Annotated in this window: 24 protein-coding genes and 1 pseudogene; 17 read left to right on the top strand and 8 right to left on the bottom strand. The window is 72.1% G+C overall.

Annotated features, from left to right (window positions below):
• Nucleotides 1-88 precede the first annotated feature (88 nt).
• Entirely contained in the window at nucleotides 89-757 is a 669-nt protein-coding gene (locus OHB56_RS06635; protein ID WP_326751412.1) for a DUF305 domain-containing protein, read from the top strand.
• Here the strand turns inward: OHB56_RS06635 and OHB56_RS06640 are convergent.
• The gene (locus OHB56_RS06640; protein ID WP_406352170.1) at nucleotides 749-1,384 is read right to left on the bottom strand and encodes a DUF6214 family protein; all 636 of its coding nucleotides are present in this window, start codon (nucleotides 1,382-1,384) and stop codon (nucleotides 749-751) included. The two genes, OHB56_RS06635 and OHB56_RS06640, sit on opposite strands and share 9 nt — an antisense overlap.
• Before the next feature lie 402 nt (nucleotides 1,385-1,786).
• Here OHB56_RS06640 and OHB56_RS06645 point away from each other — a divergent pair, with 402 nt between their 5' ends.
• Together OHB56_RS06645 and OHB56_RS06650 are read left to right on the top strand one after the other, a co-directional pair.
• On the top strand, nucleotides 1,787-2,590 hold the full coding sequence (locus OHB56_RS06645) for a pectate lyase (RefSeq protein ID WP_326751413.1): 804 nt from the start codon (nucleotides 1,787-1,789) through the stop codon (nucleotides 2,588-2,590).
• Nucleotides 2,591-2,838: 248 nt separating this feature from the next.
• The gene (locus OHB56_RS06650) at nucleotides 2,839-3,993 is read left to right on the top strand and encodes a WD40/YVTN/BNR-like repeat-containing protein (protein WP_406352172.1); all 1,155 of its coding nucleotides are present in this window, start codon (nucleotides 2,839-2,841) and stop codon (nucleotides 3,991-3,993) included.
• Nucleotides 3,994-4,169: 176 nt separating this feature from the next.
• Here OHB56_RS06650 and OHB56_RS06655 read toward each other — a convergent pair whose 3' ends face one another.
• The gene (locus OHB56_RS06655; RefSeq protein ID WP_326751415.1) at nucleotides 4,170-4,877 is read right to left on the bottom strand and encodes a uracil-DNA glycosylase; all 708 of its coding nucleotides are present in this window, start codon (nucleotides 4,875-4,877) and stop codon (nucleotides 4,170-4,172) included.
• Nucleotides 4,878-5,149: 272 nt separating this feature from the next.
• On the opposite strand from OHB56_RS06655, the gene OHB56_RS06660 reads away from it, so the two are divergent.
• Together OHB56_RS06660 and OHB56_RS06665 are read left to right on the top strand one after the other, a co-directional pair.
• On the top strand, nucleotides 5,150-6,190 hold the full coding sequence (locus tag OHB56_RS06660; protein WP_406352174.1) for an N-acetylglucosamine kinase: 1,041 nt from the start codon (nucleotides 5,150-5,152) through the stop codon (nucleotides 6,188-6,190).
• Nucleotides 6,191-6,274: 84 nt separating this feature from the next.
• Entirely contained in the window at nucleotides 6,275-7,198 is a 924-nt protein-coding gene (locus tag OHB56_RS06665) for a sirohydrochlorin chelatase (protein ID WP_406352176.1), read from the top strand.
• A 99-nt stretch (nucleotides 7,199-7,297) separates the two neighbouring features.
• On the opposite strand, the gene OHB56_RS06670 is transcribed toward OHB56_RS06665, so the two are convergent.
• Both OHB56_RS06670 and OHB56_RS06675 read right to left on the bottom strand, forming a co-directional pair.
• Nucleotides 7,298-8,404, bottom strand: coding sequence for a lactonase family protein (locus OHB56_RS06670; RefSeq protein WP_406358950.1), 1,107 nt, complete (start codon nucleotides 8,402-8,404; stop codon nucleotides 7,298-7,300).
• A 126-nt stretch (nucleotides 8,405-8,530) separates the two neighbouring features.
• Nucleotides 8,531-10,021: an FUSC family protein gene (locus OHB56_RS06675; RefSeq protein ID WP_406358952.1), complete on the bottom strand. Its 1,491-nt coding sequence runs from the start codon at nucleotides 10,019-10,021 to the stop codon at nucleotides 8,531-8,533.
• 343 nt (nucleotides 10,022-10,364) lie between these two features.
• On the opposite strand from OHB56_RS06675, the gene OHB56_RS06680 reads away from it, so the two are divergent.
• The 4 genes from OHB56_RS06680 to OHB56_RS06695 all read left to right on the top strand — a co-directional run bounded on the left by OHB56_RS06680 (nucleotide 10,365) and on the right by OHB56_RS06695 (nucleotide 14,306).
• Nucleotides 10,365-10,841: an Lrp/AsnC family transcriptional regulator gene (locus OHB56_RS06680; protein WP_326751418.1), complete on the top strand. Its 477-nt coding sequence runs from the start codon at nucleotides 10,365-10,367 to the stop codon at nucleotides 10,839-10,841.
• Nucleotides 10,842-10,955: 114 nt separating this feature from the next.
• Nucleotides 10,956-11,651: an HAD family hydrolase gene (locus OHB56_RS06685; protein WP_406352178.1), complete on the top strand. Its 696-nt coding sequence runs from the start codon at nucleotides 10,956-10,958 to the stop codon at nucleotides 11,649-11,651.
• 130 nt (nucleotides 11,652-11,781) lie between these two features.
• Complete coding sequence (locus tag OHB56_RS06690; protein ID WP_406352180.1) at nucleotides 11,782-13,374, top strand: beta-L-arabinofuranosidase domain-containing protein; 1,593 nt, start codon at nucleotides 11,782-11,784, stop codon at nucleotides 13,372-13,374.
• A gap of 182 nt (nucleotides 13,375-13,556) precedes the next feature.
• Entirely contained in the window at nucleotides 13,557-14,306 is a 750-nt protein-coding gene (locus tag OHB56_RS06695) for a DUF4142 domain-containing protein (protein WP_406352182.1), read from the top strand.
• A gap of 28 nt (nucleotides 14,307-14,334) precedes the next feature.
• Here the strand turns inward: OHB56_RS06695 and OHB56_RS06700 are convergent, their stop codons facing one another.
• Nucleotides 14,335-15,150: a LysR family transcriptional regulator substrate-binding protein gene (locus OHB56_RS06700; RefSeq protein ID WP_406352184.1), complete on the bottom strand. Its 816-nt coding sequence runs from the start codon at nucleotides 15,148-15,150 to the stop codon at nucleotides 14,335-14,337.
• A gap of 149 nt (nucleotides 15,151-15,299) precedes the next feature.
• Here OHB56_RS06700 and OHB56_RS06705 point away from each other — a divergent pair, with 149 nt between their 5' ends.
• The 4 genes and pseudogenes from OHB56_RS06705 to OHB56_RS06720 all read left to right on the top strand — a co-directional run bounded on the left by OHB56_RS06705 (nucleotide 15,300) and on the right by OHB56_RS06720 (nucleotide 18,202).
• Nucleotides 15,300-15,692, top strand: a complete 393-nt coding sequence (locus OHB56_RS06705; protein WP_326751422.1) for a DUF5997 family protein — start codon at nucleotides 15,300-15,302, stop codon at nucleotides 15,690-15,692.
• Between the two features lie 270 nt (nucleotides 15,693-15,962).
• Entirely contained in the window at nucleotides 15,963-16,442 is a 480-nt protein-coding gene (locus OHB56_RS06710) for a hypothetical protein (RefSeq protein WP_326751423.1), read from the top strand.
• Nucleotides 16,439-17,049 (top strand): annotated as a pseudogene (locus OHB56_RS06715) (phosphotransferase-like protein). Before OHB56_RS06710 ends, OHB56_RS06715 begins: the two are co-directional and overlap by 4 nt.
• 46 nt (nucleotides 17,050-17,095) lie before the next feature.
• Nucleotides 17,096-18,202: a MerR family transcriptional regulator gene (locus OHB56_RS06720; RefSeq protein WP_406352185.1), complete on the top strand. Its 1,107-nt coding sequence runs from the start codon at nucleotides 17,096-17,098 to the stop codon at nucleotides 18,200-18,202.
• 82 nt (nucleotides 18,203-18,284) lie between these two features.
• Here OHB56_RS06720 and OHB56_RS06725 read toward each other — a convergent pair whose 3' ends face one another.
• Both OHB56_RS06725 and OHB56_RS06730 read right to left on the bottom strand, forming a co-directional pair.
• Nucleotides 18,285-19,559, bottom strand: a complete 1,275-nt coding sequence (locus OHB56_RS06725; RefSeq protein WP_406352187.1) for a cation:proton antiporter — start codon at nucleotides 19,557-19,559, stop codon at nucleotides 18,285-18,287.
• 4 nt (nucleotides 19,560-19,563) lie between these two features.
• Entirely contained in the window at nucleotides 19,564-20,034 is a 471-nt protein-coding gene (locus OHB56_RS06730) for a cation:proton antiporter regulatory subunit (RefSeq protein ID WP_055631223.1), read from the bottom strand.
• 364 nt (nucleotides 20,035-20,398) lie between these two features.
• Between OHB56_RS06730 and OHB56_RS06735 the strand changes: the two genes are divergently transcribed.
• From OHB56_RS06735 to OHB56_RS06750, 4 genes are all read left to right on the top strand, one after another.
• Complete coding sequence (locus OHB56_RS06735; protein WP_355893983.1) at nucleotides 20,399-21,298, top strand: universal stress protein; 900 nt, start codon at nucleotides 20,399-20,401, stop codon at nucleotides 21,296-21,298.
• A 114-nt stretch (nucleotides 21,299-21,412) separates the two neighbouring features.
• Nucleotides 21,413-22,249, top strand: a complete 837-nt coding sequence (locus OHB56_RS06740) for a universal stress protein (protein WP_406352190.1) — start codon at nucleotides 21,413-21,415, stop codon at nucleotides 22,247-22,249.
• A gap of 39 nt (nucleotides 22,250-22,288) precedes the next feature.
• Nucleotides 22,289-22,744, top strand: a complete 456-nt coding sequence (locus tag OHB56_RS06745) for an SRPBCC domain-containing protein (protein WP_350852071.1) — start codon at nucleotides 22,289-22,291, stop codon at nucleotides 22,742-22,744.
• A 163-nt stretch (nucleotides 22,745-22,907) separates the two neighbouring features.
• Nucleotides 22,908-24,071, top strand: a complete 1,164-nt coding sequence (locus tag OHB56_RS06750; protein ID WP_406352192.1) for a TetR/AcrR family transcriptional regulator — start codon at nucleotides 22,908-22,910, stop codon at nucleotides 24,069-24,071.
• 127 nt (nucleotides 24,072-24,198) lie between these two features.
• Here the strand turns inward: OHB56_RS06750 and OHB56_RS06755 are convergent, their stop codons facing one another.
• Nucleotides 24,199-25,407: an oxygenase MpaB family protein gene (locus OHB56_RS06755; RefSeq protein ID WP_406352194.1), complete on the bottom strand. Its 1,209-nt coding sequence runs from the start codon at nucleotides 25,405-25,407 to the stop codon at nucleotides 24,199-24,201.
• Nucleotides 25,408-25,625: the final 218 nt, after the last annotated feature.

Below are 25,625 nucleotides of genomic sequence, written 5' to 3' on the forward strand. Positions count from 1 at the left end.
TTTTTTGATCACTGACGCGCGGAAGCGTGCTAGGACAGTCGTCAGCACTCACGAGGTGTCGTGCCACCCGCCTGCCACAGGAGGTCTCGTGTTCCACCGCCGTGCGTCACGCGCGTCCGTCGCCGCGACCGGGCTGATCGCCCTGGCCGTACTCGGGCTCACGGGCTGCGACTCCGCTACGGACGACGCCAAGTCGGCCTCGGCGAGCGGTCCTTCGGTGATCGCGCCGGGTGAGCCCGGAGAACCGAACCGGACCCTGTCGGCCGAGGAGGCGGCGGAGCGGCGCGTCGAGGACGACTCCCCCAACTCCGCGGACGTCTCCTACACCCGCATGATGATCGAGCATCACTCGCAGGCCCTGGAGATGACCGACCTCGTCGCGGACCGCGCCGAGTCGACGAAGATCGTCAAGCTGGCCGAACGGATCGCCGCGTCCCAGCAGCCGGAGATCAAGATGATGGAGGGCTGGCTGACGAAGCACGGCAAGTCCGGGAAGGCCGACGGGCACGACCACGGACACGACCACGCGACGATGCCCGGGATGGCGACCCCGGCTCAGCTCAAGAACCTGCGCGCGGCCGAGGGGAAGGCCTTCGACCAGCTCTTCCTCACGCTGATGATCACCCATCACGAGGGGGCGATCACCATGGCCACGGAGGTGAAGGCGCAGGGCAACAACATTCAGGTCGAGGAGATGGCCGACGACGTGGTCGCCCAGCAGACGAGCGAGATCACCCGGATGCGCTCCCTACTCTGACGGCCGCCGGACGTGACGCGGAGTCAGCAGGCCCGCGTCGCGCGCCCGCCCGATGACCCTGAGCGCTCCGCGCCGGCTGTATCCGGTCGCGCACATCACGGCGAGGACCGGATCGGTGCCCTCCTCCTGGGCCGCGCGGTACTCCCGTGCCACGAGGCGCCTCCCCACGGGCTCCCGCGGCCGGACCGCACGGCTCCGGCGCTCCCCCGCACCGGGCGGCCGGGCCCGGACGACGGAGCCGCCCTCGGAGTCCGGTGCACCGTCGGGGGCCGGTTCACCGTCGGCCGACCGCCCGTCCCCGGCAGCCGGTTCGATGCCGGGGGCCGGGGCGCACGGGGCGCCCCGGCCGCCGGTGCCCGGTCCGTCGCCGGCTGTCCCGTCGTCGTGGCCCGGCCCGCCATCGGCGCCGCACGCCCGTGCGAGCGGCCCCTCGATCCAGTCGGCGAACAGCGCCAGGTCCTCCAGGGAGAGCGCGGGTTGGGCCCGCACGTCCTCGACGCAGACGCAGAGCCCGGAGACCAGGGCGAGCGCCTCGACGCCGGCCCCGTCCGCGAAGTCGAGCCGCACATGGAACCAGCGCGTCGCCTGCCCGCCCTCCCGGACCTCCCAGGCGGGCCACACGGACACCGCCCCGTCCGCCGGAGAACGATCGGAAAGATGGAGAAAAGATTCCTCGAGCACGCGCGCCACGTAATCACGTGATCACTTTCCATACGAACAAACACGCAGTCCGGTCGACGGACGGCACCCTGTCAGCGCAGCGGATGCCGTCGGCACCGTAAGAAGCGTCCCCCTCGCGCACTCCGCACCGCCGAAGGCGAAGGACCCCGGGAGCACTCCGTCACCGCCCGCTCGGCACCCGATGCTTCCGCTCGCGCCGGACGGCCGAATATGGACGTCCAAGGCGTTGACCAGAAAGCGCTTACCCTCTACGTTCCGTTCAGCGATGTGAACGAGGCCGGGTGGCATGACGCCTCCGCGCCCTCCGCATCGCCACATCCCCCACACCACGAGAGAAGGAACCGGGACATGACTTCCGCGACACGACCACGCGCCCGCGGGCGCGCACTGACCGGAGCCCTGGCCACCCTCGGCCTCTCGGTTGGCATGATCATGACTACCGGGGCGTCCTCGGCAAGCGCCGCCACCTGGCCGACCCCCAACGGCAGCGAGGGCGTCTCCTCCACCATCTCGGTGTCCGGCACCAAGGACTACGGGATGAAGCGCCTCTACGGCACGGGCGCCCTGGGCTCGGGCAGCCAGGACGAGGACCAGGGCCCGATCCTGGAACTGGCGAACGGCGCGGTCCTGAAGAACGTCATCCTCGGCGCCCCCGCGGCCGACGGCATCCACTGCAAGGGCTCCTGCACGCTGCAGAACGTGTGGTGGGAGGACGTCGGCGAGGACGCGGCCACGTTCAAGGGCACGTCGTCGTCCTCGGTCTACACCGTCAGCGGCGGCGGGGCCAAGGAAGCCAGCGACAAGGTGTTCCAGTTCAACGGCGCCGGCACGCTGAACGTGTCGAACTTCGCGGTCAAGAACTTCGGCACCTTCGTGCGCTCCTGCGGCAACTGTTCGACGCAGTACAAGCGCACGATCAACCTCAACACCATCGAGGTGAGCTGGAAGGGCAGCAGGATCGCCGGCATCAACACCAACTACGGCGACAGCGTGACCCTGCGCAACATCAAGATCGTCGGGGACAGCAGCAAGAAGATCATCCCCTGCCAGAAGTACATCGGCAACAACAGCGGTTCCGAGCCCAGCAGCAACGGATCGGGCGCCGACGGTACTTACTGCAAGTACGCGTCGTCCGACATCACCTACCAGTAGGACCGCCGGCTACCAGTAGAACCGCCGGCGGCAGCCCCCCACGGTGAGGGCGGCGGCCGTGCACGGCGCCCATGCGGCGCTGCGCACGGCCGCCGTCCGTGTCCGGAGGGCCGGCCCGCACCCGTCCACCGCCCGTGCACCGACCGGGCCGTGGTGCGGTCCGCCGCACCTGCCTCGTGTTCCGCCCCTCCGCCCCTCCGCCCCTCCGCTCCGACCTGCGTCGGCGCCTGATCCTGAGGTGACTGTCAGTGGTGGGGTGCAGACTGGCGGATGTCCGGAACGAGGGCGTCGACGAAGACGTCACGGAGGTGATCGGCATGTCCGAGGTACTGCTCGCCGTGGGCACCCGCAAAGGTCTGTTCATCGGGCGTCGGCGGGGTGCCGCCTGGGAGTTCGACGAAAGCCCCTACTTCAACGCCCAGGCGGTGTACTCGGTCGCCGTCGACACCCGCGGTCCGGTACCGAGGCTGCTGGCCGGCGGTGACAGCGCGCACTGGGGCCCGTCCGTGTTCCACTCCGACGACCTGGGCCGGACCTGGACCGAACCGGCACGGCCCGCCGTCAAGTTCCCCAAGGACACGGGGGCGTCGCTGGAGCGGGTCTGGCAGCTCCATCCGGCGGCCGCGGAGCCGGACGTGGTGTACGCGGGCACGGAACCGGCCGCGCTCTACCGCTCGGAGGACCGCGGGGAGACCTTCGACCTGGTCCGGCCGCTGTGGGAGCATCCGACCCGCTCCGCCTGGGTGCCGGGCGGCGGCGGTGAGGGCCTGCACACCGTGCTGACCGACGAACGGGATCCGCGGGCGGTGACGGTCGCCGTGTCCGCGGCGGGCGTGTTCCGCACGCTGGACGGCGGTTCGAGCTGGGCCCCGTCCAACTCCGGGGTCTCCGCGGTGTTCCTGCCGGATCCGAACCCGGAGTTCGGCCAGTGCGTGCACAAGGTGGCCCGGGACGCGGTGACCCCGGACCGGCTGTATCTGCAGAACCACTGGGGTGTGTACCGCAGCGACGACGCGGGCGCGCACTGGACCGACATCGGCGCCGGGCTGCCGTCGACGTTCGGCTTCGCGGTCGTGGCCCATCCGCATCGGGGCGACACCGCGTACGTGTTCCCGATCAACGCCGACTCCGACCGCGTACCGGCCGACCGGCGCTGCCGCGTCTACCGCACGACGGACGCGGGCCAAAACTGGCATCCGCTCGACGCGGGCCTGCCGCAGGGCGACCACTACGGCACGGTACTGCGCGACGCGATGTGCCACGACGGCGCCGACCCGGCGGGCGTGTACTTCGGGAACCGCAACGGCGAGGTGTATGCGTCGGCCGACGACGGCGACAGCTGGCGGCAGCTCGCCGCGCATCTGCCGGACGTGCTGTGCGTCCGGGCCGCGGTTCTCCCGTGAAACGAATCGGCTGAAGCCCGAAGGGCCGTACCCAGCGGCCTCGAAGGTGCAGCCGCCCACACCGTCGACGACCGCGGGGGGGCGGCGGCTCGCGACCGGGGCTCACGGCGTCCGGGACCCAAAGGCGTCAGCCGCTCGGGCCCCTGAGCCCGGCCGGACCCTCCGGCCCGACCGCGCTACCCGGCCGGCGCGTTCGCTTCCTGGGCGGACGGCAGCCGCCAGTCCACGGGGGCGGCGCCCTGCCGGACCAGGTAGTCGTTGGCCCGGCTGAACGGACGCGAGCCGAAGAAGCCGCGGTCCGCCGACATGGGTGAGGGGTGCGCCGACTCGATCGCCGGATGGTCCCCGAGGAGCGGGCGCAGATTACGCGCGTCCCTCCCCCACAGGATCGACACCAGTGGCCCGCCCCGCGCGGCGAGGGCGCGGATGGCCTGCTCGGTGACCTCTTCCCAGCCCTTGCCCCGGTGCGCGGCGGGCTTGCGCGGGGCGGTGGTGAGCGCCCGGTTGAGCAGCAGGACGCCCTGCTCGGTCCACGGGGTCAGATCACCGTTGGCGGGCCTGGGCAGGCCCAGATCGGTGTTCAGCTCCCGGTAGATGTTCTCGAGGCTGCCCGGCAGCGACCGCACGTCCGGCGATACCGCGAAGCTCAGCCCGATCGCCATTCCCGGTGTCGGATAGGGATCCTGACCGACGATCAGGACCCTTACCTCGTCGAAGGGTTGCTGGAAAGCCCGCAGGACGTTCGCTCCCGCCGGGAGGTACGTCCGGCCGGCCGCGACCTCCGCGCGCAGGAAGTCCCCCATGGCCGCGACGCGTCCGGCCACCGGTTCCAGGGCCTTCGCCCAGCCGGGCTCAACAAGTTCGTGCAAGGGTCGTGGTGCCACAGTGGATCACTCTACTGGCTCACACCGACACCCCTGGCCCAGCAGCCCGCTTCATGCCTCGGGAACGCCCTGAGGGCGCTACCCTTCCTCCCCGTCGAGGTCGAGACCCGGGAAGAGAGGGGAGCCCGTTGCGTCCGTCCGACAACGGTCCGCCGACGAGCGGCCTCCCGAGGAGTGACCCCCCGAGCAGTGGTCCCCCGACCGGCGGTCCGCCGGCCCGGCAAGGGGCGGCGACGACAGGCGCGACGGTCGCCGGGCCCGGCTTCGTGGCCGTGGACTCCGGGGGCTCGGGGCTGCGGGTCGTCGTCGGTGCCGCCGGACGCGGTCCGCTCGCCCGGAGTGCCTCCCGGGAGCCGGTGCGGACCGGCTCCCGGGGGATCGACCCCGGGCACCTGATGGAACAACTGGCGCCCATGGCCCGGGGACTGGCCGCCGAGGCCGGCATCGGGCGGCTGGACACGGCGGTCGTCGGTGCGGCGGGACTGGCCAGCCTCGGGGACGCGCTGCGCGCCGAGCTGCCGGCAGCGCTGGCCCGGGAACTGGGGGTGCGCCGCGTCGCTCTGGCGGCCGACGCCGTCACCGCCTACGTCGGCGCCCTGGGGCCGCGGCCGGGTGCCGTGGTCGCCGCCGGCACGGGTCTGATCGCCGTCGGCACCGATCTGACCGGCTGGCGCCGGGCGGACGGCTGGGGACATCTGCTCGGCGACTGCGGCGGCGGGGCGTGGATCGGGCGGGCTGGCCTGGAAGCGGCGCTGCGCGCCCACGACGGACGGGACAACGGCTCCGGCCGCCTGCTGGAACTCGCCGAGGAGATATTCGGGCCGGCGGCGTTGCTTCCCGGCCGCCTGTATCCGCGTACCGACCGGGCGGCCGTCCTCGCCTCCTTCGCACCCCGGGTGGCCGAGTGCGCCGACGGTGACGCCGTCGCCGCGGACATTCTGCGGGCGGCCGCCCGGCACATGGCGGACTCTGCGGCGGCCGTCTGCCCGAAGACGGGCCCGGGACGGGGCGGGAGGGCGGGGTCGGCTCCGGGCGAGGGCCCGGACGGGGACGCGGACGAGCCGCTGGTGGCGTTCACCGGTGGTCTGCTCAACCTGGGCGCCCCCCTCCTCGTGCCTCTGGACGAGGAACTGGCGAAACGGCTGCCGCGGGCGCGGCGGGTGACGGCGGAAGGAGATCCGTTGCACGGGGCGGTACGTATCGCCACCGACCTCGCGACCGATTCGTTCACCCTTCCGGGTGACGAGAAGATGTTGTGCGTGACGAGCCCGGCAGGTGAGGAAGGCGCCGATGCACCCGACATCCATACATGACACTTAAGACAAAAATGGACGTAGTCCGCGCAGGCGCACCCTCCCCGAACAGGGGAGCCCAGGAAACCACTAACATTCCGCTCCATGAGCACCCCCACTGGGCCCGCGTCCGGCCTGCCAGTACGAATGCCGCGCCCCCGCCAGCCCGGACGGCACCGCCGTCCCGAGCCTCTGGTGGCTCCCGAGGGCGCGCCCGCGCTCGTCCTCGCCGTGCCGGGTACTCCCAGCAGCGCCACCCGCTCCCTCGCCGACGAGGTCATCAGCATCGCCCGTTCCGAGCTGCCGGGCCTGGACGCCCGGACCGGTTACCTCGACGGGGACGACGCAGAGTTTCCCACGCTGCAGTCGGTGCTGGCGCATGCCGCTGAGGAGCGCACCGCCCGTTTCGAGCAGGCGCGCGCGGCCGGCCTGGACGCCAAGGAACCGGACGGCCCCGTCGCCGTCGTCGTGCCGCTGCTCGCCGGTCCGGACGGCGCGCTGCTGCGCCAGGTCCGTCAGGCCCTGATGGACAGCCGTGTCGCCGCCGAGCTGACCGACGTGCTCGGCCCGCACCCGCTGCTCGCGGAGGCGTTGCACGTACGGCTGTCCGAGGCCGGACTGGCTCGCGCCGACCGCGCCCGCCTGTTCACCGTGGCGACCGCCGCGGACGGCATCATCCTCGCCTCCGTGGGCGGTGGCGAGGCCGTACAGGCGGCCGGGATCACCGGCATGCTGCTGGCCGCGCGCCTTGCCGTGCCGGTGATGGCGGCGGCCCTGGACGAGGAGGGCTCGATCGCGGCGGTGGCCGAGCAGCTGCGTGCCTCCGGTTCGCAGCAGCTGGCGCTCGCGCCGTACCTGATCGGCCCCGAGATCGACGCGAGCCTGGTCGAGGAGGCCGCGAAGGAGGTGGGCTGCTCCGCCGCCGAGGCGCTGGGCCCCTACCCGGCGATCGGCAAGCTCGCCCTGGCCAAGTACACCTCCGCGTTGGGTATCAGCCCGCAGCAGGCACAGGGCATTCCGGCGAACTGACCCCGGGCGGGCTCATCCGCTCCACGACGCAGACGCCGAACAGGCCCGCTCCGACCATCGGGGCGGGCCTTTCGGCGTGTACGACCGGGGGGGGATCGCTCAGCCGACGACCACGCACGACGCCGCCGTCACCGGGATCGAGCCGCGGCGCCGGGGCATTCCGGTGTCCGGGTCGACCGCGAACCAGGTCACGTCCCCGGAGCGCTCGTTCGCCACGTACAGGAAGCCGTGGGACTCGACGAGCGCGCGGGGCCAGTGGCCGCCGCAGGGGACGGTGGCGATCAGCCGCAGCCCGGCCGCCCCGGTCGCTTCGTCGCTTCCGGCCGAGCGGGCGGCGTGGACCGCGCGGTCCACGCCCTGCTCGACCGCGAACACCGACAGGACGTCCTCTCCGCGGGTCGCGGTCCATACGAAGCGGCCGTCGGGCGAGACGGCGACGCCCGACGGGTAGGCGTCGCCGGACGGGACACCGGGCAGGACGGGGATCTCGGTGAGCGGCCGCAGCGTGCCCTCGGCGGCGTCCCAGCGGCAGACGGTCAGGGTGGGGCTGAGTTCGTTGAGGAGGTACGCGCGCGTGCCGTCGGGGTGGAAGGCCAGGTGGCGGGGGCCCGAGCCGGGGCGCAGCGCCACCTCGCGGTGCCGCGCGGGAGCCCCGTCGGCCAGGGTGTACACCCGTACCGAGTCCGTGCCGAGGTCGACGCCGACCGCCCAGCGGCCGCTCGGGTCGGGCTGCACCTGATGGGCGTGCGGCCGCCGGCGGTGCGTGCGGGGGGCCGGGCCGGTGGGCGGCGGGAACACCCCGGACGCGGAGTGCGCCAGGCTCCCGTCGGCACGGACGGGGACGGCGGTGACGCTGCCCGAACCGTAGTTGGCGGTGAGGACGTGTCCGGCGAAGAGGCAGAGGTGGGTCGGCCCGTCACCGTGGACCGGCACCGCGGGTCCGGCCTGCTCCGGCGCGTCCCCCGCGCCGCCGCTCCCGGCGCCGGGCACCCGGAACGCGGCCACGGCCCCTTCGGTCGTCTCACTGACCGCGTAGAGCGTCCGTCCGTCGGGGGAGAGCGCCAGGCAGGAGGGGTCGGGCAGGCCGTTCACGGTGCTCAGCACGGTCAGGGCGCCGTCGTCGGGAGTGAGGGCGGCGGCGACGATGCCCGGACCGCCCGCCGTCGTGAACGATCCTATGAACGCCCGCCGCCTGCCGTCCGTCACGCCCGGGTCCCCCACGCTCACGCCTGATCCCCTCCCGCTTCCCGCCGACCGGGGCGACGCTAGCAGCCGCCCCCCGAAGGTCTGGACCAGAAGGGGCGCTCCGCCCGGCCTCTCGGGCCCTCGCCCTCAGGCCCCGACCAGCGGGGATCCGGACGGTGCCCGCAGGGGTGCGGCGAGTTCGGCGAGGGCCCGCTCCAGGCCGTGGAGATGGGCCAGGGCCGGTTCCGTCGCCGCTGGGGGCGTCCGCACGGCGATGTCGTCCCTGCCGTCGGTGAGCGCCTCGACCGCCCTCTCCACGCGCAGGCACGCGGCGGCCAGGCGGTCGTCGTGCGAGGCCTCCGGGTCGGCGGCGACGAGGACGAGGCCCCGGACCTCCCGGGCGCAGTCGTCGAGCAGCGCCAGCACCGCGCGGGCGCGCCGCTTGCGGCCGAGCATGGGGTTCAGCGGGTGGACGAGCGGGGCGACCGAGAGCCGCACCCGGGCGAGCAGCTGTTCCAGCTCGGTCACCTTCGGCGCCGGGTCGGCGCCCTCGGTCCCCGCCAGCCGCGCGGCCGCCTGCGCGGTGCACGCGTGGACGCACCGCAGGGCCCGCTGGATCCAGGCGCCGGTGACGTGGTGAGTGGTGACGGGCAGGACGAGGGCCACGGCCAGGCCGGCGCCGAGTGCTCCGACGCCGGTCTCCACCGCCCGCAGGGCCAGCAGCCCGGGGTCGAGCACGCCCAGGAGGCCGTAGAGCATGGCGGCGAGCAGCGTCACCCAGAGCATCATCCAGGTGTAGGACACGGCGGCCGTGTAGAAGACGCCGAAAACGGACACCAGGACGACCAGTGCCGTGGCGAGCCCGTCCCCCTGGGCGGGGACCGCGACGAGCAGGCCCAGGCCGATGCCGAGGACCGTGCCCAGTACCCGCCGGAAGCTTCGGACCAGGGTCTCGCCGCGCGAGGTGGTGTTGACGAAGACCCACCAGGTGGCGCCGACGGCCCAGTACCAGCGCTCGCCGGACACCAGCTGGCCCACGACGAGCGCGAAGCCGGCGCCGGCCGTCGCCTGGACGGCCTGGCGGGTGGTGACGCGGGCCAGGCCGGTGCCGCCGGGCGGGGCGGGCACCACCGCGGGCGGCAGGCGCCTCTCGTAGCACCACAGTCCGAAGCGCACCGCGGCGGCGGCGAGCACGGACAGCAGGACGGAGGCGTACAGCTCGGGCAGCTGGTCCGCGGTCGCCCGCAGGAACTGCGCCGCGAAGCAGGTCATGAACGCGAACACGCCGAGACTGTGCCCGCGCGGACCCCAGCGCCGCGCGTACACGCCCAGTCCCACCACGGCGAGGACGGCGAGGTCCCGGGCCACCGGGTGGCCGTGCAGCCCGGCCGCGACGGTGAGTACGGGCAGTCCGACGACGGGCAGCAGGGCGGTGGTGAGCGCCTGCCCGCGGACGGTGGCGTCGGTGACGGTGAAGAGGGCCAGGAGAGCGGCGAGTCCGCCGGTGACGACGCCGGTGAGCGAGTGTCCGGCCAGGCCGCACACGGCGACCGCCAGACCGATGCCGAGCACGGCCCGCGTGGCGAAGCGCAGCCGTATCCGGCCCGGGTCCGGAGCCGTGAACACCCTCTTCAGCACTGTCGACCGCCCCTCGGATTCATTCATGGTGGGCGAGGTTGCGCCCTCGCATGAGAAAGGCGCCGCGGAGTCCGCAGCGCCATCGATGCGTCCATCTCAGCACCTTGGCCGCCACTGGCTCAACTCACCTCCTCGGCACTGAGCCAATGGCACAGCACGAGTCACCGGCGAGCGGCCGACGGAGTGCCAACGGCCGACGGCGGGTGGCCAACGGCCCGGCCGGGCGATCGGTCATTGATACAGTCGGAAAAGATCACTGATCACCGATCACCGAGGCCTGCGCGCCGAGTGGCGCACCCGCAGCAGCCGAGCGGTGAACCCGCAGGACAGGAGGCCGGGCGCCATGGCCGTGGACGAGCTGGACACCCGCATCCTGCGACTGCTGCTGGAGCAGCCGCGCACCAGCGTGCGGGAGTACGCCCGGGTCCTCGGGATCGCGCGTGGCACTCTCCAGGCCCGTCTCGACCGGATGGAGCGCGAGGGAGTGATCACCGGGACGGGCCCGGCCCTCTCCCCCGCCGCTCTGGGACACCCGGTGCTGGCGTTCGTGCACATCGAGGTCACGCAGGGGCACCTGGACGAGGTCGGCGACGAACTGGCCGCCGTGCCGGAGATCGTCGAGGCGTTCTCGATCACCGGTGCCGGAGATCTGCTGACCCGGGTCGTGGCGCGCGACAACGCCCACCTCGAGGACGTGGTCCAGAAGCTGATCAACCTGCCCGGCGTGGTCCGCACCCGCACCGAGGTGGCCCTGCGCGAGCGCGTCCCGCACCGGCTGCTGCCGCTGGTGGAGTCGATCGGCCGGACGACTCGCCCCTAGAGCCCTTGCTCGTTCCCGGAGTCCTTGCCCCCTCCAGGAGTCCTTGCCCCCTCCCGGACTCCTTGTCCGCTCCTGACGTCCTTCCGCCGTTCGGAGCTTGGCATCCTGGGCCCCATGAGCACTTTCGACGCACCCTCGGTCGTCTTCGATCTCGACGGAACGCTCGTGGACAGCGAGCCGAACTACTACGAGGCGGGCCGGCTGACCCTCGCCGAGCACGGCGTGCCGGACTTCTCCTGGGCTGAGCACGAGCGCTACGTGGGGATCAGCACCCGGGAGACGATCACCGACTGGCGGAAGCGGTACGGGCTCCGGGCCTCGGTGGAGGACCTGCTGGAGGTCAAGAACGGCCACTACCTCCGGCTGGCCCGCGCCTCGACGCAGGTGTACCCCGAGATGCGCCGGTTCGTCGAGCTGCTCGCCGCCGAGGGCGTACCGATGGCCGTGGCCTCCGGTTCCTCGCCCGAGGCGATCGAGGCGATCCTGGCCGGCACGCGCCTGGACGTTCATCTGCGTACGGTCGTCTCGGCGGAGGAGGTGCCGCGCGGCAAGCCCGCTCCCGACGTCTTCCTGGAGGCGGCCCGTCGGCTCGGAACGGACCCCGCCGACTGCGTGGTGCTGGAGGACGCCGTCCCGGGCGTCGCCGCGGCGCACGCCGCGGGCATGCGCTGCATCGCGATTCCGTACGTCGCGGCACAGGCCGACGCCCCGGAGTTCGCCACCGCCGCGCTGCTGCTGCGCGGCGGACAGCGGGAGTTCACGGCACGGGCCGCGCACGAGTGGCTGACGCGCTCCGCCCGGCCGGCCTGAACGGCACCCGGCCGATTCGACGGACGCCCGCGCGGCACGGTGGGCCGCGCGGGCCGGCGGACACGGACCAGGACCCGGCGCAACGGGCGGGGGCGCCGGCGAACGTCCGGATCCGGCCCTTCCCGGTCTGTTGACACCCTCCCGACCCGTTGACGCTCCCCCGCCCCCTCCCTATCGTCTGGTCGACTATTCGTACGCCGTTCGCAATCTCGAACTTCTGGGCTCGATGTCCAGTCCCGATCACTGGATGCACGCGCGGCTGTCCGCGCTGCCGGCGGCCACGCTTCAGCGGATGTGGGGGCTGTTCTCCAGCGGGGAGTTCGGCGGCATCGTGGAGGCGGTATGCGACCTGCACACCCTCACCGGCCGGGCCGAACACCTCGCCCTGGCCCGCCTGTTCGACCTGGACCGGCTCATCGACGCGTGCGCCGCGAACACCGACGTCCTCGACGGGCTGCACGCCAACCAGCACATCCCGGTCTTCACCGGCCTGGTACGGCTGCACGACGAGACGGGTGAGGAGCGCTACCTCACGGCCGCGAAGAACTTCTGGCAGATGGTCGTACCGCACCGCATGTACGGGATCGGCGGCACCAGCAGCGGCGAGTTCTGGCGGGCGCGCGATGTCATCGCCGGCACGATCGGTGCCGCCACGGCCGAGACCTGCTGCGCGTACAACATGCTCAAGCCGATCCGGACACTGTTCTTCCACGAGCAGGACCCGGCGTACATGGACTCCTACGAACGGGCCCTGTACAACCAGGTCCTCGGTTCCAAGCAGGACCGGCCGGACACGGAGAAGCCGCTCGTCACCTACTTCGCCGGCCTGACACCCGGTCACGTACGGGACTACACGCCCAAGCAGGGCACGACGTGCTGTGAGGGCACCGGCCTGGAGAGCGCCACCAAGTACCAGGACTCGGTGTACTTCGCGGAGGCCGACGCGAGCGCCCTGTACGTCAACCTCTACAGTCCCTCCGCACTCACCTGGTCCGCCAAGGGCGTCACGGTCACGCAGACCACCCGCTTCCCCGAGGAACAGGGCAGCACGCTCACCATCGGGGGCGGCTCCGCCTCTTTCACCCTGCTGCTGCGCGTGCCGTCCTGGGCCACCGCCGGATTCCGGGTGACCGTCAACGGGCGTGCGGTGCCCGGCACCCCGGTTCCCGGCGGCCGCTTCGGCGTCTCCCGGACCTGGCGGCCCGGTGACACCGTGCGGGTCCTGGTCCCGTTCCGGCTGAGGGTGGAGCGCGCGCTCGACGACCCCACGCTGCAGACCCTGTTCCTCGGCCCGGTCAACCTGGTCGCCCGCCACCCGTCGACCGGGCTCCTGCGGTGCGCGCTGTACAGCAACGCCGGCCTCTCCGGCGATCTGCTGCCCTCGCTCACCCCGGTCTCCGGGAAACCGCTGCACCACACGCTGAACGGCGTCGAGTTCGCGCCCTTCGCCGAGGGGACCGAGGACCCGACGCACGCCTGCTTCCGGCGCTCGGAGCCGCGTGTGATCTTCGGCACCTCCGACTCCGGCGTCGCCAACCCCGCCCGGAGCGACGGTGTCACCCTGCTGGACGAGATCTGGGCGGGAGCCCCCTTCGGCAGCAGGGTCGCGCTGGTCACGCGGGTGCGGGCAACGGTCTCCGACTGGGTGTCCGCCGGCCTGCTGGGCGGAGCGGACGGCGACAAGGTGGTGCGTACGGCACGGAACGCCTCGTACGCGCCCTGAGTTCGCGAAAAAGGGCGACCGATGCCGTACGGCCGCACCGGTCGTCGCCGTCGGGCGCCCCGCGGAAGCACCGGCGGGAACGCCGCCGCGTCCCGGCAGAAGATTTCTTCCGGAACGGTGATTGTCCTGCCGCTTCCATCCGTACTCACTGGTGTTGGGCTGTTGATACACCAGGAGGAACGATGCGCATCTCGCGCAGCACGGCAGGAACCGCGTTCGTGGGCGGAGCCATGGTTCTCACCCTCAGCGCGCTCGCCTACCCCACCATGCTGGGCGTGCAGACCACATCGAGCACCCAGGACCGGGTCGTCGCCAACACGCAGTACGGCCAGCTGACCGAGGCCGACCGCGACTTCGTGGTCAAGGTGCGTGCGGCCGGGTTGTGGGAACACCCCCTGGGCCTGCTGGCGATGGAGCGGGGGACGACGCCGGAGATGAAGGAGGCGGGCGAGCACCTGGTCGTCGGGCACGGACGGCTCGACGAGAGCTGCCGCCGGATATCCCTCGAACTGGGCATCACCCTGCCCAACCAGGCCTCGCCCCAGCAGCAGCAGTTCGTGGAGACCATCAAGTCGACCAACGACAAGGAGTTCGACACCACGGCCGTGAACATCATGCGGGTGACGCACGGCCAGATCTTCTCGGTGATCGCCAAGGTCCGGGCCAACACCAGGAACACCCTGGTGCGACAGTTGGCCGACCAGGCCAACGACACGGTGCTGGACCACATCACGGTCCTGGAGAAGACCGGACTGGTCAATCACGAACAGGTCAACTTCCAGCAGACCAGCCCGCCCAAGATGCCCCGGGAGCAGGTGACGCCGCCGGCCCCGCAGGCCGGCTCCCCGGTGCTGGTGCTCGAGATCCCCGAGGAGCTGAAGGACCTCAACACCGTTTCCCCGGCGCCGACGCCTGCCTCGACGGTGAAGTAGGCGCCCCGCGGAACCCGGGAGTCCGAGGTCAGGACCCGCGGCGGGGTTTGCCCCGGCGCGGGTTCTTCGATGTGCCGCCGGTGCCCTTCTTCTTGGGTGCCCCGCCGGTGCCCCTCCGCTGCCCCCGGCCGGCCGGCCCGCCCGCCGCCTGCTGCCGGGCAGCGCCCTTATCGGTGGCGCGCCTGGGCCTGTCCTGCTTCTTCTGCTTCTCCTGCGCGGAATCCTGGGGCCGGGTGCGGCCCCTGGTGCTGTTGACGGTCCGGCCGCGGACGATCCCGATGAAGTCCTCCACCAGGTCGGTGGTCGCGGCCTCGGGCCACGCCAGCGCCACAACGGACTCGGGGGCGTCCTTGAGCGGCCGGTGGGTGAGGTCCTTGCGGTGGTGCAGCCGCGCCAGGGACAGCGGTACGACGAGCACGCCGATCCCGGCCGCGACGAGCTCGACGGCGTCGGCGGTGGTCGCGGGGCGTTCGAGGGCGGGCCTGCCGGGCAGGGCCTCCCAGGCGAGGACGTCGTCGAGGGGGTGCAGCACGATCTCGTCGGCCAGGTCCTCCGGGGACACCTCGTCGACCGCCGTCACGAGATGGTCCTTGGGAACCACGACGACCGTCTGTTCGGTGTAGAGGGGGATCGCGCTGAACACCGTCCGGTCGACGGGCAGCCGGACGAGTCCCGCGTCGGCGTCCCCGGCCAGCAGCAGGCCGCCCGTCTCCGCGGCGGGCACCTGGGCGAGGGTCAGCGGGACACCGGGCAGCCGCTCGTTCCAGACGCGCACCCACTTGCCGGGCATCACCCCGGGCGCGTACACGAGCCGGAACGACGGGGATACATCCGAGCCTTTCACCCGGCCAGGTTACCGTCCGTGGCCACGGACCGGGACCGCCGATCACGGCGGCCGATCACGGTCACCGGCCCTGGTCGGCGATCACGCAAAGAGGCTGTGGTCGTCGCCGGTGGTCGGCGGTCGCGCGTACGGTCGATACCCTGGACCCCATGACGTCGCACCAAAACACCCAGACGATGAAGCCCGCGACCGCGGCGAAGAAACTGGGTGTGTACCTCGAGGCCACCCCCGCCGAGTTCCGGGAGGGTGTCGTCTCACGCGCCGAGCTGAACGCGCTCCAGGCCGACCCGCCCCAGTGGCTGCAGGAACTGCGGCGCAACGGCCCGCACCCCCGCCCCGTGGTCGCGTCGAGGCTGGGCGTCTCCATCGCCGGTCTCGCCCGCGGCGGAGTCACCGAGCCGCTCACCACGGAGCAGATCGACGCCCTCAGGGAGGAACGCCCCGAGTGGCTGGAGCGTGAGCAGGCCACTCAGGCCGAGGTCCGCAAGGAGGCGGAGCGCATCAAGCAGCGGAACGCGGAGCGCGCGAAGCGCACCGGCTGACCACGGCGCACCCTCCGCTCCCCTCCTCCTCGCGTCACGCCCCCTGGCATCGAACACCTCCGAACAGGTTTTCCCCTCGGAGGTGTTCTCGTTCGGGTGGAACACCGCATGACACGGAACGAGGGAACGCAAGCCTGCGGCACCCCTTCCGGCACATAGAAATATCTATCACCATGGCTGCACGCCGGGCCGGCGCGCACGCCCGTGAGGCCGCCGGCCCGGACCAGTACGCGCCCTCGACGGCGCGGCCGACCGTGCCCGGGGTGGGACATGCAGAGCGTCAGATGGAAACAGGCCGTCGAATGGCTGGCCGCCGCGGCCCGGGACCCCGGCGAGTGCAAACGGCAGTGGGACCACGGCACGGGGACGGCCCTGCTGGCAGCGGGACGCTACTGGGACGTGCTCAGCGTTCCCGACCGGCTCGGACTGCTCGCCCTGGACCTCCTGTGGAACGACCCGCTGAAGGTGCCCGGCCCCACTCTGGTGGACGTCACGGCCCGCCGCGTCGGCTTCTTCCTGCCGCCCGACCCGGCCAGCGAGTGGATCGGGTTCGGCGTACGGCACGTCGGCCGGGGCTCCTGGGTGGCGGTGCCGCCGCCGTATCGGCCCGGCGGCCGCCTGGAATGGCTCGTCCCCCCGGACGGCACCGGCACCCTGCACTCCCCCGTCCCCCTCGAACAGGCCCTCCGCACGGCCAACGGCACCCTCGCCGTCCTGACCCCGGCGGGGGTGGAGCCAGGGGGCTGGTGACAGGCGATCATGCCGGTACGACATCGGGCCGGATCATCTTCCTCGACGGCACCTCCGGTTCGGGCAGGACGAGCATCGCCCGGGAGCTTCTGGACATCCTGGACGACGGTGTCCTCTTCCACCTGGCCGTCGACGGCTTCAACGCGATGCGCACCGGACGGGAGCTTCGGGCGGAGCAGCTCGACACCGCGCTGCGGCGGACCGGCCAGGACCGCCACCGCTCGATCACGACCCTGGCCCGAGTGGGCGACGACATCGTGGTCGACCTGTGCTGAGCACACCGTGGCGACTGCCCGACTGCCCGACCGTGTTGCCGCCGGAGGACGTCCTGTTCGTCGGTGTGCCCTGTCCGCCGGACGAACCGACCCGTCGCGAGCCGGCCCGGGGCGATCGCCCGCCGGGTTTCGCGGCGCACCGGTACGCTCTGGTCCACACCCACGGCGACTACGACCTGGTGTGCGACACCGGCACGGCAAGCCCTCGCGAGGGCGCCCGGCACATCAAGGACTTCCTCCCGCACCGGCCCGGTCCCACGGCTTTCACCCGCCTCCGCCGCCGCCGTCGCCCGACGGCCGGCCGAGCGAGGAGGGAGCAGGCACGGAGTTGACCCTCGACCTTGTCGAGGCATGAGGGTCTCGGGTGTGGAGAACGAGATGCGCAGCATTGGTGGGATGGCCCGGGACAGCGGCCTGAGCGTGAGCGCCCTGCGGTTCTACGACCGTGCCGGTGTGCTCGTACCCGCCTGGGTCGATCCGGTGAGCGGCTACCGCTGGTACGCCCCCGGGCAGCTGGACGAGGCCCGGCTGCTGGCGCGGCTGCGGCGGGCCGGCATGCCCCTGGCCGACATCCGGCTGGTGCTGGCCGGCTGGACCGGCGCGGACACCGATCTCGTGCAGCAGCTCCTGGAGGCGCACCTGCGCCGCCTGGAGCGGGGGCTGTCCGATGCCCGCGGTGAGTTCTCCATGCTCCGAGCCCTACTCGACGACAGGGAGAAATCCATGACCCCGCTCCGTACCGCCACCGCCCGTCCCGCCCTCACCTCGCCCGAACTGGCCGCCGCGTTGGACGCGGTCCGCTTCGCGGCCGGTACCGACCCCGAGTTGCCGATGCTCGGCGGAGTCCTCTTCGACATCGAGGGTGACGCGCTGCGCCTCGTCGCCACCGACCGGTACCGGCTGGCTGTCGCGCGGGTCCCGGTCACCGGGCACGGTGGGTCCCGCGTGCAGGTCGTCGTGCCGCTGCCACTCGTCGACGCGATGCGGGCGCTGGCCGGAAGCCCCGAGCCCGTACGACTCTTCGTGGACGGTGACCGGGTGACGCTGGAGACCGGGGACGGTCGCCAGGTGGCCGGTCGGTCCCTCGATCACGACTTCCCGGACTATCTCCGTTTGATCAGCCTCCCCGCCGGGCGCCGCGCCGTGGTCGACGTGGCGGCCTTCCGGGAGGCGGTGCAGGAGGGTCCCGTCCGCACGGGCGAGGTGCGCGAGGAGGACAGGGCCGTCTTCGACGTCAGTGTGATCGGCGCCGACGCCGACGGCACGGTGCGGGTCTGCGACGACGGTACGGACGACGAGGGCGGGGTGAGCGGGGACGGCGGCCGTGTCGCGGTCAACCGTGCGTTCCTGCTGGACGCCCTCGACGCCGGGGCCCGTGACCGGCTGGTCCTGGAGCTCGGCGCCCCCACGGCACCCGTCGCGGTCCGCCGGCCGGACGACGAGGGCACGTTCTCCCTGCTGATGCCGGTCCGGCTGGACGGCTAGGACCTCAGCAGAAGTCCCGTGCTCCACGGCCCGGCCAGGGCTGGGAGCACGGGACCCGTGCGGCAAAAGGGGCGGCCCGGCGCTATCGCCGTTCGGTCCTTCCGTCCTCCACCGGCTCCAGCGCCTCCAGAGCGGGGGCCGTGGCGGAAGCGGGGGCGGGCGTGCCCCCGACGGGGGTGGGGACACCGTCCGCGGAGGACCTCTTCCTGGTCAGGCGGAGGGCTATGGGCTCGGTGTAGCGGGCGGCGAGGGGGCCCAGGACGACCAGGATCAGGACGTACGAGGTGGCCAGCGGACCGAGCTGGGGCTCGATGCCGGCGGTGACCGCGAGCCCGGCGATGACGATGGAGAACTCGCCGCGGGCGACCAGCGTGCCGCCCGCGCGCCAGCGGCCCTTCCCCAGGATTCCGGCCCGGCGGGCGGCCCACCAGCCGGTGGCTGTCTTCGTCAGCGCGGTGACGACGGCGAGCACGAAAGCGGGCAGGATCACCGGCGGGATGGACTGCGGGTCGGTGTGCAGTCCGAAGAAGACGAAGAACACCGCGGCGAACAGGTCGCGCAGCGGGGCCAGCAGGTTGTGCGCGCCCTCGGCGGCCTCCCCGGACAGGGCGATGCCGACCAGGAACGCTCCCACCGCGGCGGACACCTGAAGCTGCTGGGCGATACCGGCGACGAGCAGGGTCAGCCCGAGGACCACCAGCAGCAGTTTCTCCGCGTCGTCACTGGAGACGAAGCGTGAGATGACCCGCCCGTAGCGGACGGCGACGAACAGGACGAGTCCGGCGACGCCGAGCGCGACGGCCAGCGTGACGCTTCCCGCGGCGAGGCCGACCCCGGCCAGCAGGGCGGTGACGATCGGCAGGTAGACCGCCATCGCCAGGTCCTCCAGGACCAAGATGCTGAGGATCACCGGGGTCTCCCGGTTGCCGAGCCGTCCGAGGTCGTTGAGGACCTTGGCGATGACGCCGGAGGAGGAGATCCAGGTGACACCGGCCAGCACCACGGCGGCGACCGGGCCCCAGCCGAGCAGCAGGGCGAGGATCGCGCCGGGCACGGCGTTCAGCAGCATGTCGACCAGGCCGGCCGGGTACTGGGTCTTGAGGTTGGAGACCAGGTCGCTGGCCGTGTACTCCAGGCCGAGCATGAGCAGCAGCAGGACCACGCCGATCTCGGCGCCGATCGCGACGAACTCCTCGCTCGCGCCGAGCGGCAGCAGCCCGCCCTCGCCGAAGGCCAGCCCCGCCAGCAGGTAGAGCGGGATCGGGGAGAACTGGAGGCGCCCGGCGAGACGCCCCAGCAGACCGAGCCCGAGAATGATCGCGCCGAACTCGATCAGGAAAATTGCGGAAGAGTGCATGCGCTCACTCCCGCCCGAGGATCTCGGCGGCGGTCTCGATGCCCTCACGGGTGCCGATGACGATGAGTGTGTCCCCGCCCGCAAGGCGGAAGTCGGGCGTCGGGGACGGAATCGCCTCGGCCCGGCGCAGCACGGCCACGATCGAGGCGCCGGTGTCGGTGCGGATCCTGGTCTCGCCCAGCACCCTGCCGTTCCAGTGCGAGGCGGCGGACAGTTCGATGCGCTCGGCGACCAGCCCCAGGTCGGTCGTGTGCAGGACGTTCGGGCTGTGGTGAGCGGGCATCAGCGCGTCGATCAGGGCGGCCGACTCGGCGACGTTCAGCCGCATCGACTGGGCGCAGGCGTCCGGGTCGTCGGAACGGTAGACGTTGACCGTGCGTGCGCCGTCCCGGTGCGCGATCACGGACAGGTGCTGGCGCTCACGCGTAGTGAGGTCGTATTTCACGCCGATGCCCGGCAGCGGCGTGGTGCTCATCCGTGGAGCAGGCACAGCCCGTCCCCTTCCCGATTTTCTTCTGATCGTCCGTCCATGGGTGGGGCCCCTCATCACGCTGATGGTCAGCCCCCACGGAGGACATCGTGTCATCCGGCGATCTCGCCGAGATATTGGGTAATGCCACGGATGGACAACAGGTGCGACGGCCGCCGAGCATCCGCCGGGGTCCTGAACCGGTGCCGTGCCGTGCACGGGGACGTGCCGTGCACACGCCTGGAACGACCGGCGGCTCCGGAGGCCTTCCGGGCCGGTCGGCCACGAGGTGTGGCCCCGTGGGCCCATGGCGGCACGGGATACCCGTGGGACGATTCGATGTGTATGACGTACCGATTCTGGAGGCGTGATGAGTGGTCTGGTCGTAGTGGGAGTCGACGGCTCGGCATCGAGCCTCGCCGCGGTGGGGGCCGCGGCCGAGGAGGCACGGCGGCGCGGGGCCGTGCTGCGGGTGGTGCATGCCTTCCTCTGGCCGGCCATGCATGTACCGCTGGGCCCCTCACCGCTGGGACCGCCCGGGGGCGGTCTGCAGGCCATGGTCGAGAAGCTGGTGGACGAGGCCGTGGAGCACGCCAAGTCCGTGGCACCGGATGTGGAGGTCTCGCACGCCGTGGTGACGGGCGAACCGCTGACCGTGCTGGAGGCGCAGTCCCCCGACGCGGAACTGGTGGTCGTCGGATCCCGTGGCATGGGAGGTTTCGTCGGACTTCTGGTGGGGTCGACGGCCGTGCACCTGGCGAGTCACGGGCAGTGCCCGGTGCTGGTCGTACGGGAGACCGGCGCCCCGGACGGGCCGGTGGTGGTCGGGGTCGACGGCTCCCCGGCGGGCGCGAAGGCGATCGACTTCGCCTTCGCCGAGGCGTCGCTGCGCGGGGCCGAACTGGTCGCGCTGCACTCCTGGACCACCTGGAACGCGCCGGCGCCCCCGCCGCAGGACGAGAAGGCTCCCTACGCGAGCGGGCCCGACGAGCTGAGGGCGGGCGAGGAGCGTCTGCTGTCCGAGGCACTGGCCGGACATCAGGAGCGGTACCCCGGTGTGAAGGTGCGGCACGAGATCGTGCACGGCGGCACCCGCGAAGCGCTCATCGAGACGAGCCGTACGGCGCAGTTGCTGGTGGTCGGGGCCCGGGGGCGGGGCGGGTTCGCCGGACTGCTGCTCGGCTCGGTCAGCCAGGCGATGCTGCACCACGCCCACTGCCCGGTGGCGGTCGTCCGCGGCAGCGGCGGGGAGAAGGACGGGGACGCATAGCCCACTCCCTTCGGGGCTTCCGCACCGGTACGGTGCCCTGCCCGCGGGTACTTCGGTACGCGCGGGCAGGGACCGGGACGCACCCGCAACGGACCGGCCGGACGGGAGTGGACAGTGAACGACACGGTGATGGTCGGAGTGGACGGATCACCGTCCAGTCTCGCCGCTGTGGACGTCGCGGCCCGTGAGGCGCGGCTGCGCGGCGCACCGCTGCGGATCGTGCACGCCTTCAGCCGCCCGTCCGACCTGGACCCGATGATCCACGGTGTCCTGGCCCAGGCGGAACAGCGGGCCGCCGACGTGGCGCCGGGCCTGGAGGTGTTGAGGACCGTGGCGTCCGGGGACACTCTGACGGTGCTGTGGAGCGAGTCGCGCCACGCGGCGCTGGCGGTGCTCGGCGGGCGGGGCCGCGGCGGGTTCGGGCACCTGCTGCTGGGCTCGACGGTCGTGCAGCTTGCCGCCCACGGTTTCTGCCCGGTCATGGCGGTGCGGGGACGCCCCGACCCACAGGGGCCCGTCCTCCTCGCCGTGGACGGTTCGCCCGCCGGGGCCGCGGCGGGCGAGTTCGCCTTCGCCGAGGCGGCGCTGCGGGAAGCCCCGCTGATCGCCCTGCACGTGTGGAACACCTGGAGCGAGCCGACACCGTACGAGGGCCCCGCCGACCCGCCGAACGTGGGGGTCGACCTGGGCCAGCTCCGCGAGAAGCACCGCCGCCGGCTGGATGAGGCCCTGGCTCCGTGGCGGGCCGCTCATCCGGAGGTGTCCGTGGAACCGCTTCTGGAGCGATCCCGGGTGCGGCACACGCTGTTGGAGGCCGCCAAGGAGGCCCAGCTGCTGGTGGCGGGGGCGCGGGGACATGGCGGATTCACCGGGATGCTGCTGGGTTCGGTGAGCCAGGCGCTGCTGTACCACGCCGACTGCCCGGTCACCGTCGTCCGCGGCGAGCGGTGATCCATCGACGGCACGGCAGGGCGACGGCAGAATAGGACCATGTACACGACGCGGGTCTCGGGTCGGGTGAACGCTCCCCGGCCGGCCGTCTACCGGGCGCTGGTGAGCGCGGACGCGATCGCACGGTGGCGGGTGCCGCCGGGCATGCGGGGCGAGGTGCACGAGTTCGAGGCGCGCGAGGGCGGCAGGTTCCGGGTGTCGCTCACGTACGACGCGCCGGACGCGGTCGGCAAGTCGGCCGCGCACACCGACACCTACCACGGCAGCTTCGCTCGGCTCGTGCCGGACGAGATGGTGGTGGAGGTGCTCGAGTTCGAGGCCGAGGACCCGGCGCTGCGCGGCACGATGACCATGACGACCACCCTCACGGACGCCGACGGCGGCGGCACCGACGTCCTGGTGGTCCACGAGGGCGTCCCCGACGCCGTGCCCGCCGCGGACAACGAGGCGGGGGCCCGCTGGGCGCTGACGCATCTCGCCCGGTTCGTGTCCTGAGTCGATTCCGGCATCCGCGTACCCCACCCGTAGCGCCATCGACATGCCGCACCACGGCGTCCCGTGCAGTCCGTGCAGGCCGTGCCGAGAGAGCCCAAGAGCTTCGAGCGACGTGTGGTTGACTGATCCGTATGGCTCCGTCTCCGCATCCGCCCGTTCGGCCGTGACCGCCGATCCGACCGCGGCCACTCGGCCCCGCAACCGCAAGCAGCTCATCGTCGAGGCGGCCGGCCGAGTCTTCAGCGAGCGCGGCTACCACACGGCGTCCATGGAGGAGATCGCCGCCGGCCTGGGTATCACCGCGGCGGCCCTGTACCGGCACTTCCCGAACAAGTACGCGCTGTTCGCCGAGTGCGCCGACGTCATGGCGGACCGACTTGTCGCCGCGCTCGACGAAGTGCCGTCCGGGGCGGCCTTGAGGGATGTGCTCACCGCCGTCACCCGGGTCGCCGTCGCGCATCGCGCGTCGGGCGGCGTGTATCGGTGGGAGGCCCGGTACCTCAACCGCGAGGACCGCCGGCATCTCAGGACGAAGTTCGGGCATGTCGTCGGGCGGGTCGACGAGGCGGTGCAGCGCGAGTCCTCACTGCCTGACGAACGCCTGCGGGCCGTGGCAGCCCTCGGTGCGATCGGGTCCATCACGATGCATCACACCTCGATTGCCCAACGTCGGTCCGAGGAGCTGCTGTTGGCGTCCGCGCTGCGCGTGGCCGCGACCGATCCCGCGACGGCCCGAAGGGGCGCACGCCCCGTCGAGCTGCCCGCCCAGCCGGTGCCGCGCACCCGACGCGCGGAGATTCTCGCGGCCGCCATCCCGCTGTTCGCACGGGACGGGTTCGCCAGCGTCACGAACGGACAGATCGCGGAGGCGGTGGGACTGGCCCCGTCCGCGCTCTACCGTCACTACCCCGGCAAGGTCGACATCCTGGCGGCAGCGTGCCTTCAGGCGGCGGGACTGCTGGCCCAGGGGGTGGACCAGAGCCTTCACGGGGTGGCCGGCCCGCACGACGCCGTCGTCGCGCTGGCGGCGACGTACGTGGCCTACAGCTTCGAGTACACCGCGCTCAACAGCGTTGCCGAAGCCGAACTCGCCGGCTTGCCGGCCGGCCTGCGGCGGTCCTTGGTCCTCGCACAGCGTGAACACATCGCCGTCTGGGAGCAGCAGCTGCGGCTGGCCCGTCCGGAGCTGGACCCGCGCCAGGCCCGGGTGCTGGTGCACGCGGGGTTCGGCGTGGCGGTCGAGGCCGGACGCGGACTGCGGTGGCAGGACAGCCATGACCACCGTGACGCCGTGACCGCTCTGGTCGTGGGCGCCCTGGGCCTCTGAACAGTCGTCGGAGCCGAGCGGGCGATGAGGCGCCGCGCCGTGCAGCGCCTCGTACGGAGGTCACCCGGGTGCCCGCCCCTCGGCACATCTGCCGCGGGGCGGGCCCCTGTGGGACCGGATCGGCGGCTCAGCCGGCCGGCCTGTTCCCGGTGGGGATCGTGATGGGGGTGGTGGTCGAGGAGGAGCCCTTGTTGAGGAAGAGCATGGCCAGTGCGCGCACGAACTGGTCGACCATGTAGAAGGTGCCGGGCATGACGGGCGACAGCCCCTCGCGGAACAGGATGTAGGCCGGCCATGCGGTGCGGACCAGGGCCGCTGCCGCGTAGTCGCGCCGCAGCCCCAGCCAGTCGCCGACCTCGTCGCTGAGGACGTAGCGCACGAACTCGTTCAGGAACCCGCGGGTGACACCGAGGTCGATCTGTGCGGTCAGACCGAGCAGTTCCTCGGCCAGTTCGTCGCCCTCGGTCGTCGGGGCGAGGATCGGGGTGAGCACCTGCGCCGACTGCGCTTCCGCGGCCGCCCAGGTCTGGGGAATGTACTCGTCCGGCACCCCGAGCAGGTGAAGAGCGACCTGCCACGCATGCAGGAAGGCTTCCTGGTCCGCGGCCGGCATCGGGACTTTCCAGTCGAGCAGCCTCCTCCGCACGTAGGTTCCCAGGCTGTGGAAGGTGACCAGGATGTCGGCGGCGCTGATCGGGACGGTCTGGTCGGCGTCCCCCCGCCACTGCGGCGATTGCGGCAGCAGGTGACGCACCGCGGCGTGCACCAGTCGTGTCTTGTTGGCGGTGACGACGAACTGTCCCGACGGCTGGAAGGCTCCCAGTTGGGACAGGTCGTAGCCGAACGTGAACGTCTTGGCCGCGCGGTCCTGCATGTCGGCGCCGCCTGCGGACCAGTAGACGCTTCTGGCCTCACGCGGGATCACGGTGCTCATGATTCCGCTGCCGAGGCCGTACAGCATGAACAGGTAGGTGCCTCTGCGCCGGTTGAAGTCGGCGGCGCGGCGCAGCTTGACGGGGTCGGCCCAGGAGGGCAGCTTGTTGACCGTCCGCAGAAATGCGGTGAGTTCGGCCGGCAGGCCGCTGGGCAGCGGGTCACCGTTGTCCACCCACCTCGCCATCGCGGTGTTGACCGACGGAATCCGGCCGTTGTCTAGCAGTGAGGCCAGCAGAGGATCCGCTGCGCTGTCCCAGACGTACTCCGGATCGGCACCCGTGCCGGTCCCGGCCACCGAGTCCGCCGACGGCCATGCCCACGCCTTAGCGGGGCCCGCCACGCTCACGAGGCCGAGCGCGACGCCGAGGGACAGAACTCTCCGCCTGTTGAGATTTTCCATTGACTTACCCGCTTCCCTGATGAACCGGACGGCACTAGGAACCGTTTTCGGCTTGCCAGTTGCTTGACCACCACATTTCTGATCTTGTTAAGTAATGTGATTTCCAATTAACATAGCGAGGCGCGTTACCGTCGGCAATGGTGGTGGCCGAGGGGCGTTGCCGACACTGGTCCCGAGCCCGCAGTTCCCCTCCGGCGAGTCGTCGGCAGGACCGCGGC

The sequence above is a fragment of the Streptomyces sp. NBC_01635 genome (assembly GCF_045209715.1).
Classification (GTDB): domain Bacteria; phylum Actinomycetota; class Actinomycetes; order Streptomycetales; family Streptomycetaceae; genus Streptomyces; species Streptomyces hirsutus.

What these genes read in the sequence shown, in the direction of transcription:
- OHB56_RS06730 (WP_055631223.1), bottom strand. Translation starts at nt 20,034, where the DNA reads ATGAGCACCACGCCGCTGCCGGGCATCGGCGTGAAATACGACCTCACT.
- OHB56_RS06645 (WP_326751413.1), top strand. Translation starts at nt 1,787, where the DNA reads ATGACTTCCGCGACACGACCACGCGCCCGCGGGCGCGCACTGACCGGA.
- OHB56_RS06725 (WP_406352187.1), bottom strand. Translation starts at nt 19,559, where the DNA reads ATGCACTCTTCCGCAATTTTCCTGATCGAGTTCGGCGCGATCATTCTC.
- OHB56_RS06755 (WP_406352194.1), bottom strand. Translation starts at nt 25,407, where the DNA reads ATGGAAAATCTCAACAGGCGGAGAGTTCTGTCCCTCGGCGTCGCGCTC.
- OHB56_RS06665 (WP_406352176.1), top strand. Translation starts at nt 6,275, where the DNA reads ATGAGCACCCCCACTGGGCCCGCGTCCGGCCTGCCAGTACGAATGCCG.
- OHB56_RS06695 (WP_406352182.1), top strand. Translation starts at nt 13,557, where the DNA reads ATGCGCATCTCGCGCAGCACGGCAGGAACCGCGTTCGTGGGCGGAGCC.
- OHB56_RS06720 (WP_406352185.1), top strand. Translation starts at nt 17,096, where the DNA reads ATGCGCAGCATTGGTGGGATGGCCCGGGACAGCGGCCTGAGCGTGAGC.
- OHB56_RS06705 (WP_326751422.1), top strand. Translation starts at nt 15,300, where the DNA reads ATGACGTCGCACCAAAACACCCAGACGATGAAGCCCGCGACCGCGGCG.
- OHB56_RS06710 (WP_326751423.1), top strand. Translation starts at nt 15,963, where the DNA reads ATGCAGAGCGTCAGATGGAAACAGGCCGTCGAATGGCTGGCCGCCGCG.
- OHB56_RS06745 (WP_350852071.1), top strand. Translation starts at nt 22,289, where the DNA reads ATGTACACGACGCGGGTCTCGGGTCGGGTGAACGCTCCCCGGCCGGCC.
- OHB56_RS06685 (WP_406352178.1), top strand. Translation starts at nt 10,956, where the DNA reads ATGAGCACTTTCGACGCACCCTCGGTCGTCTTCGATCTCGACGGAACG.
- OHB56_RS06680 (WP_326751418.1), top strand. Translation starts at nt 10,365, where the DNA reads ATGGCCGTGGACGAGCTGGACACCCGCATCCTGCGACTGCTGCTGGAG.
- OHB56_RS06735 (WP_355893983.1), top strand. Translation starts at nt 20,399, where the DNA reads ATGAGTGGTCTGGTCGTAGTGGGAGTCGACGGCTCGGCATCGAGCCTC.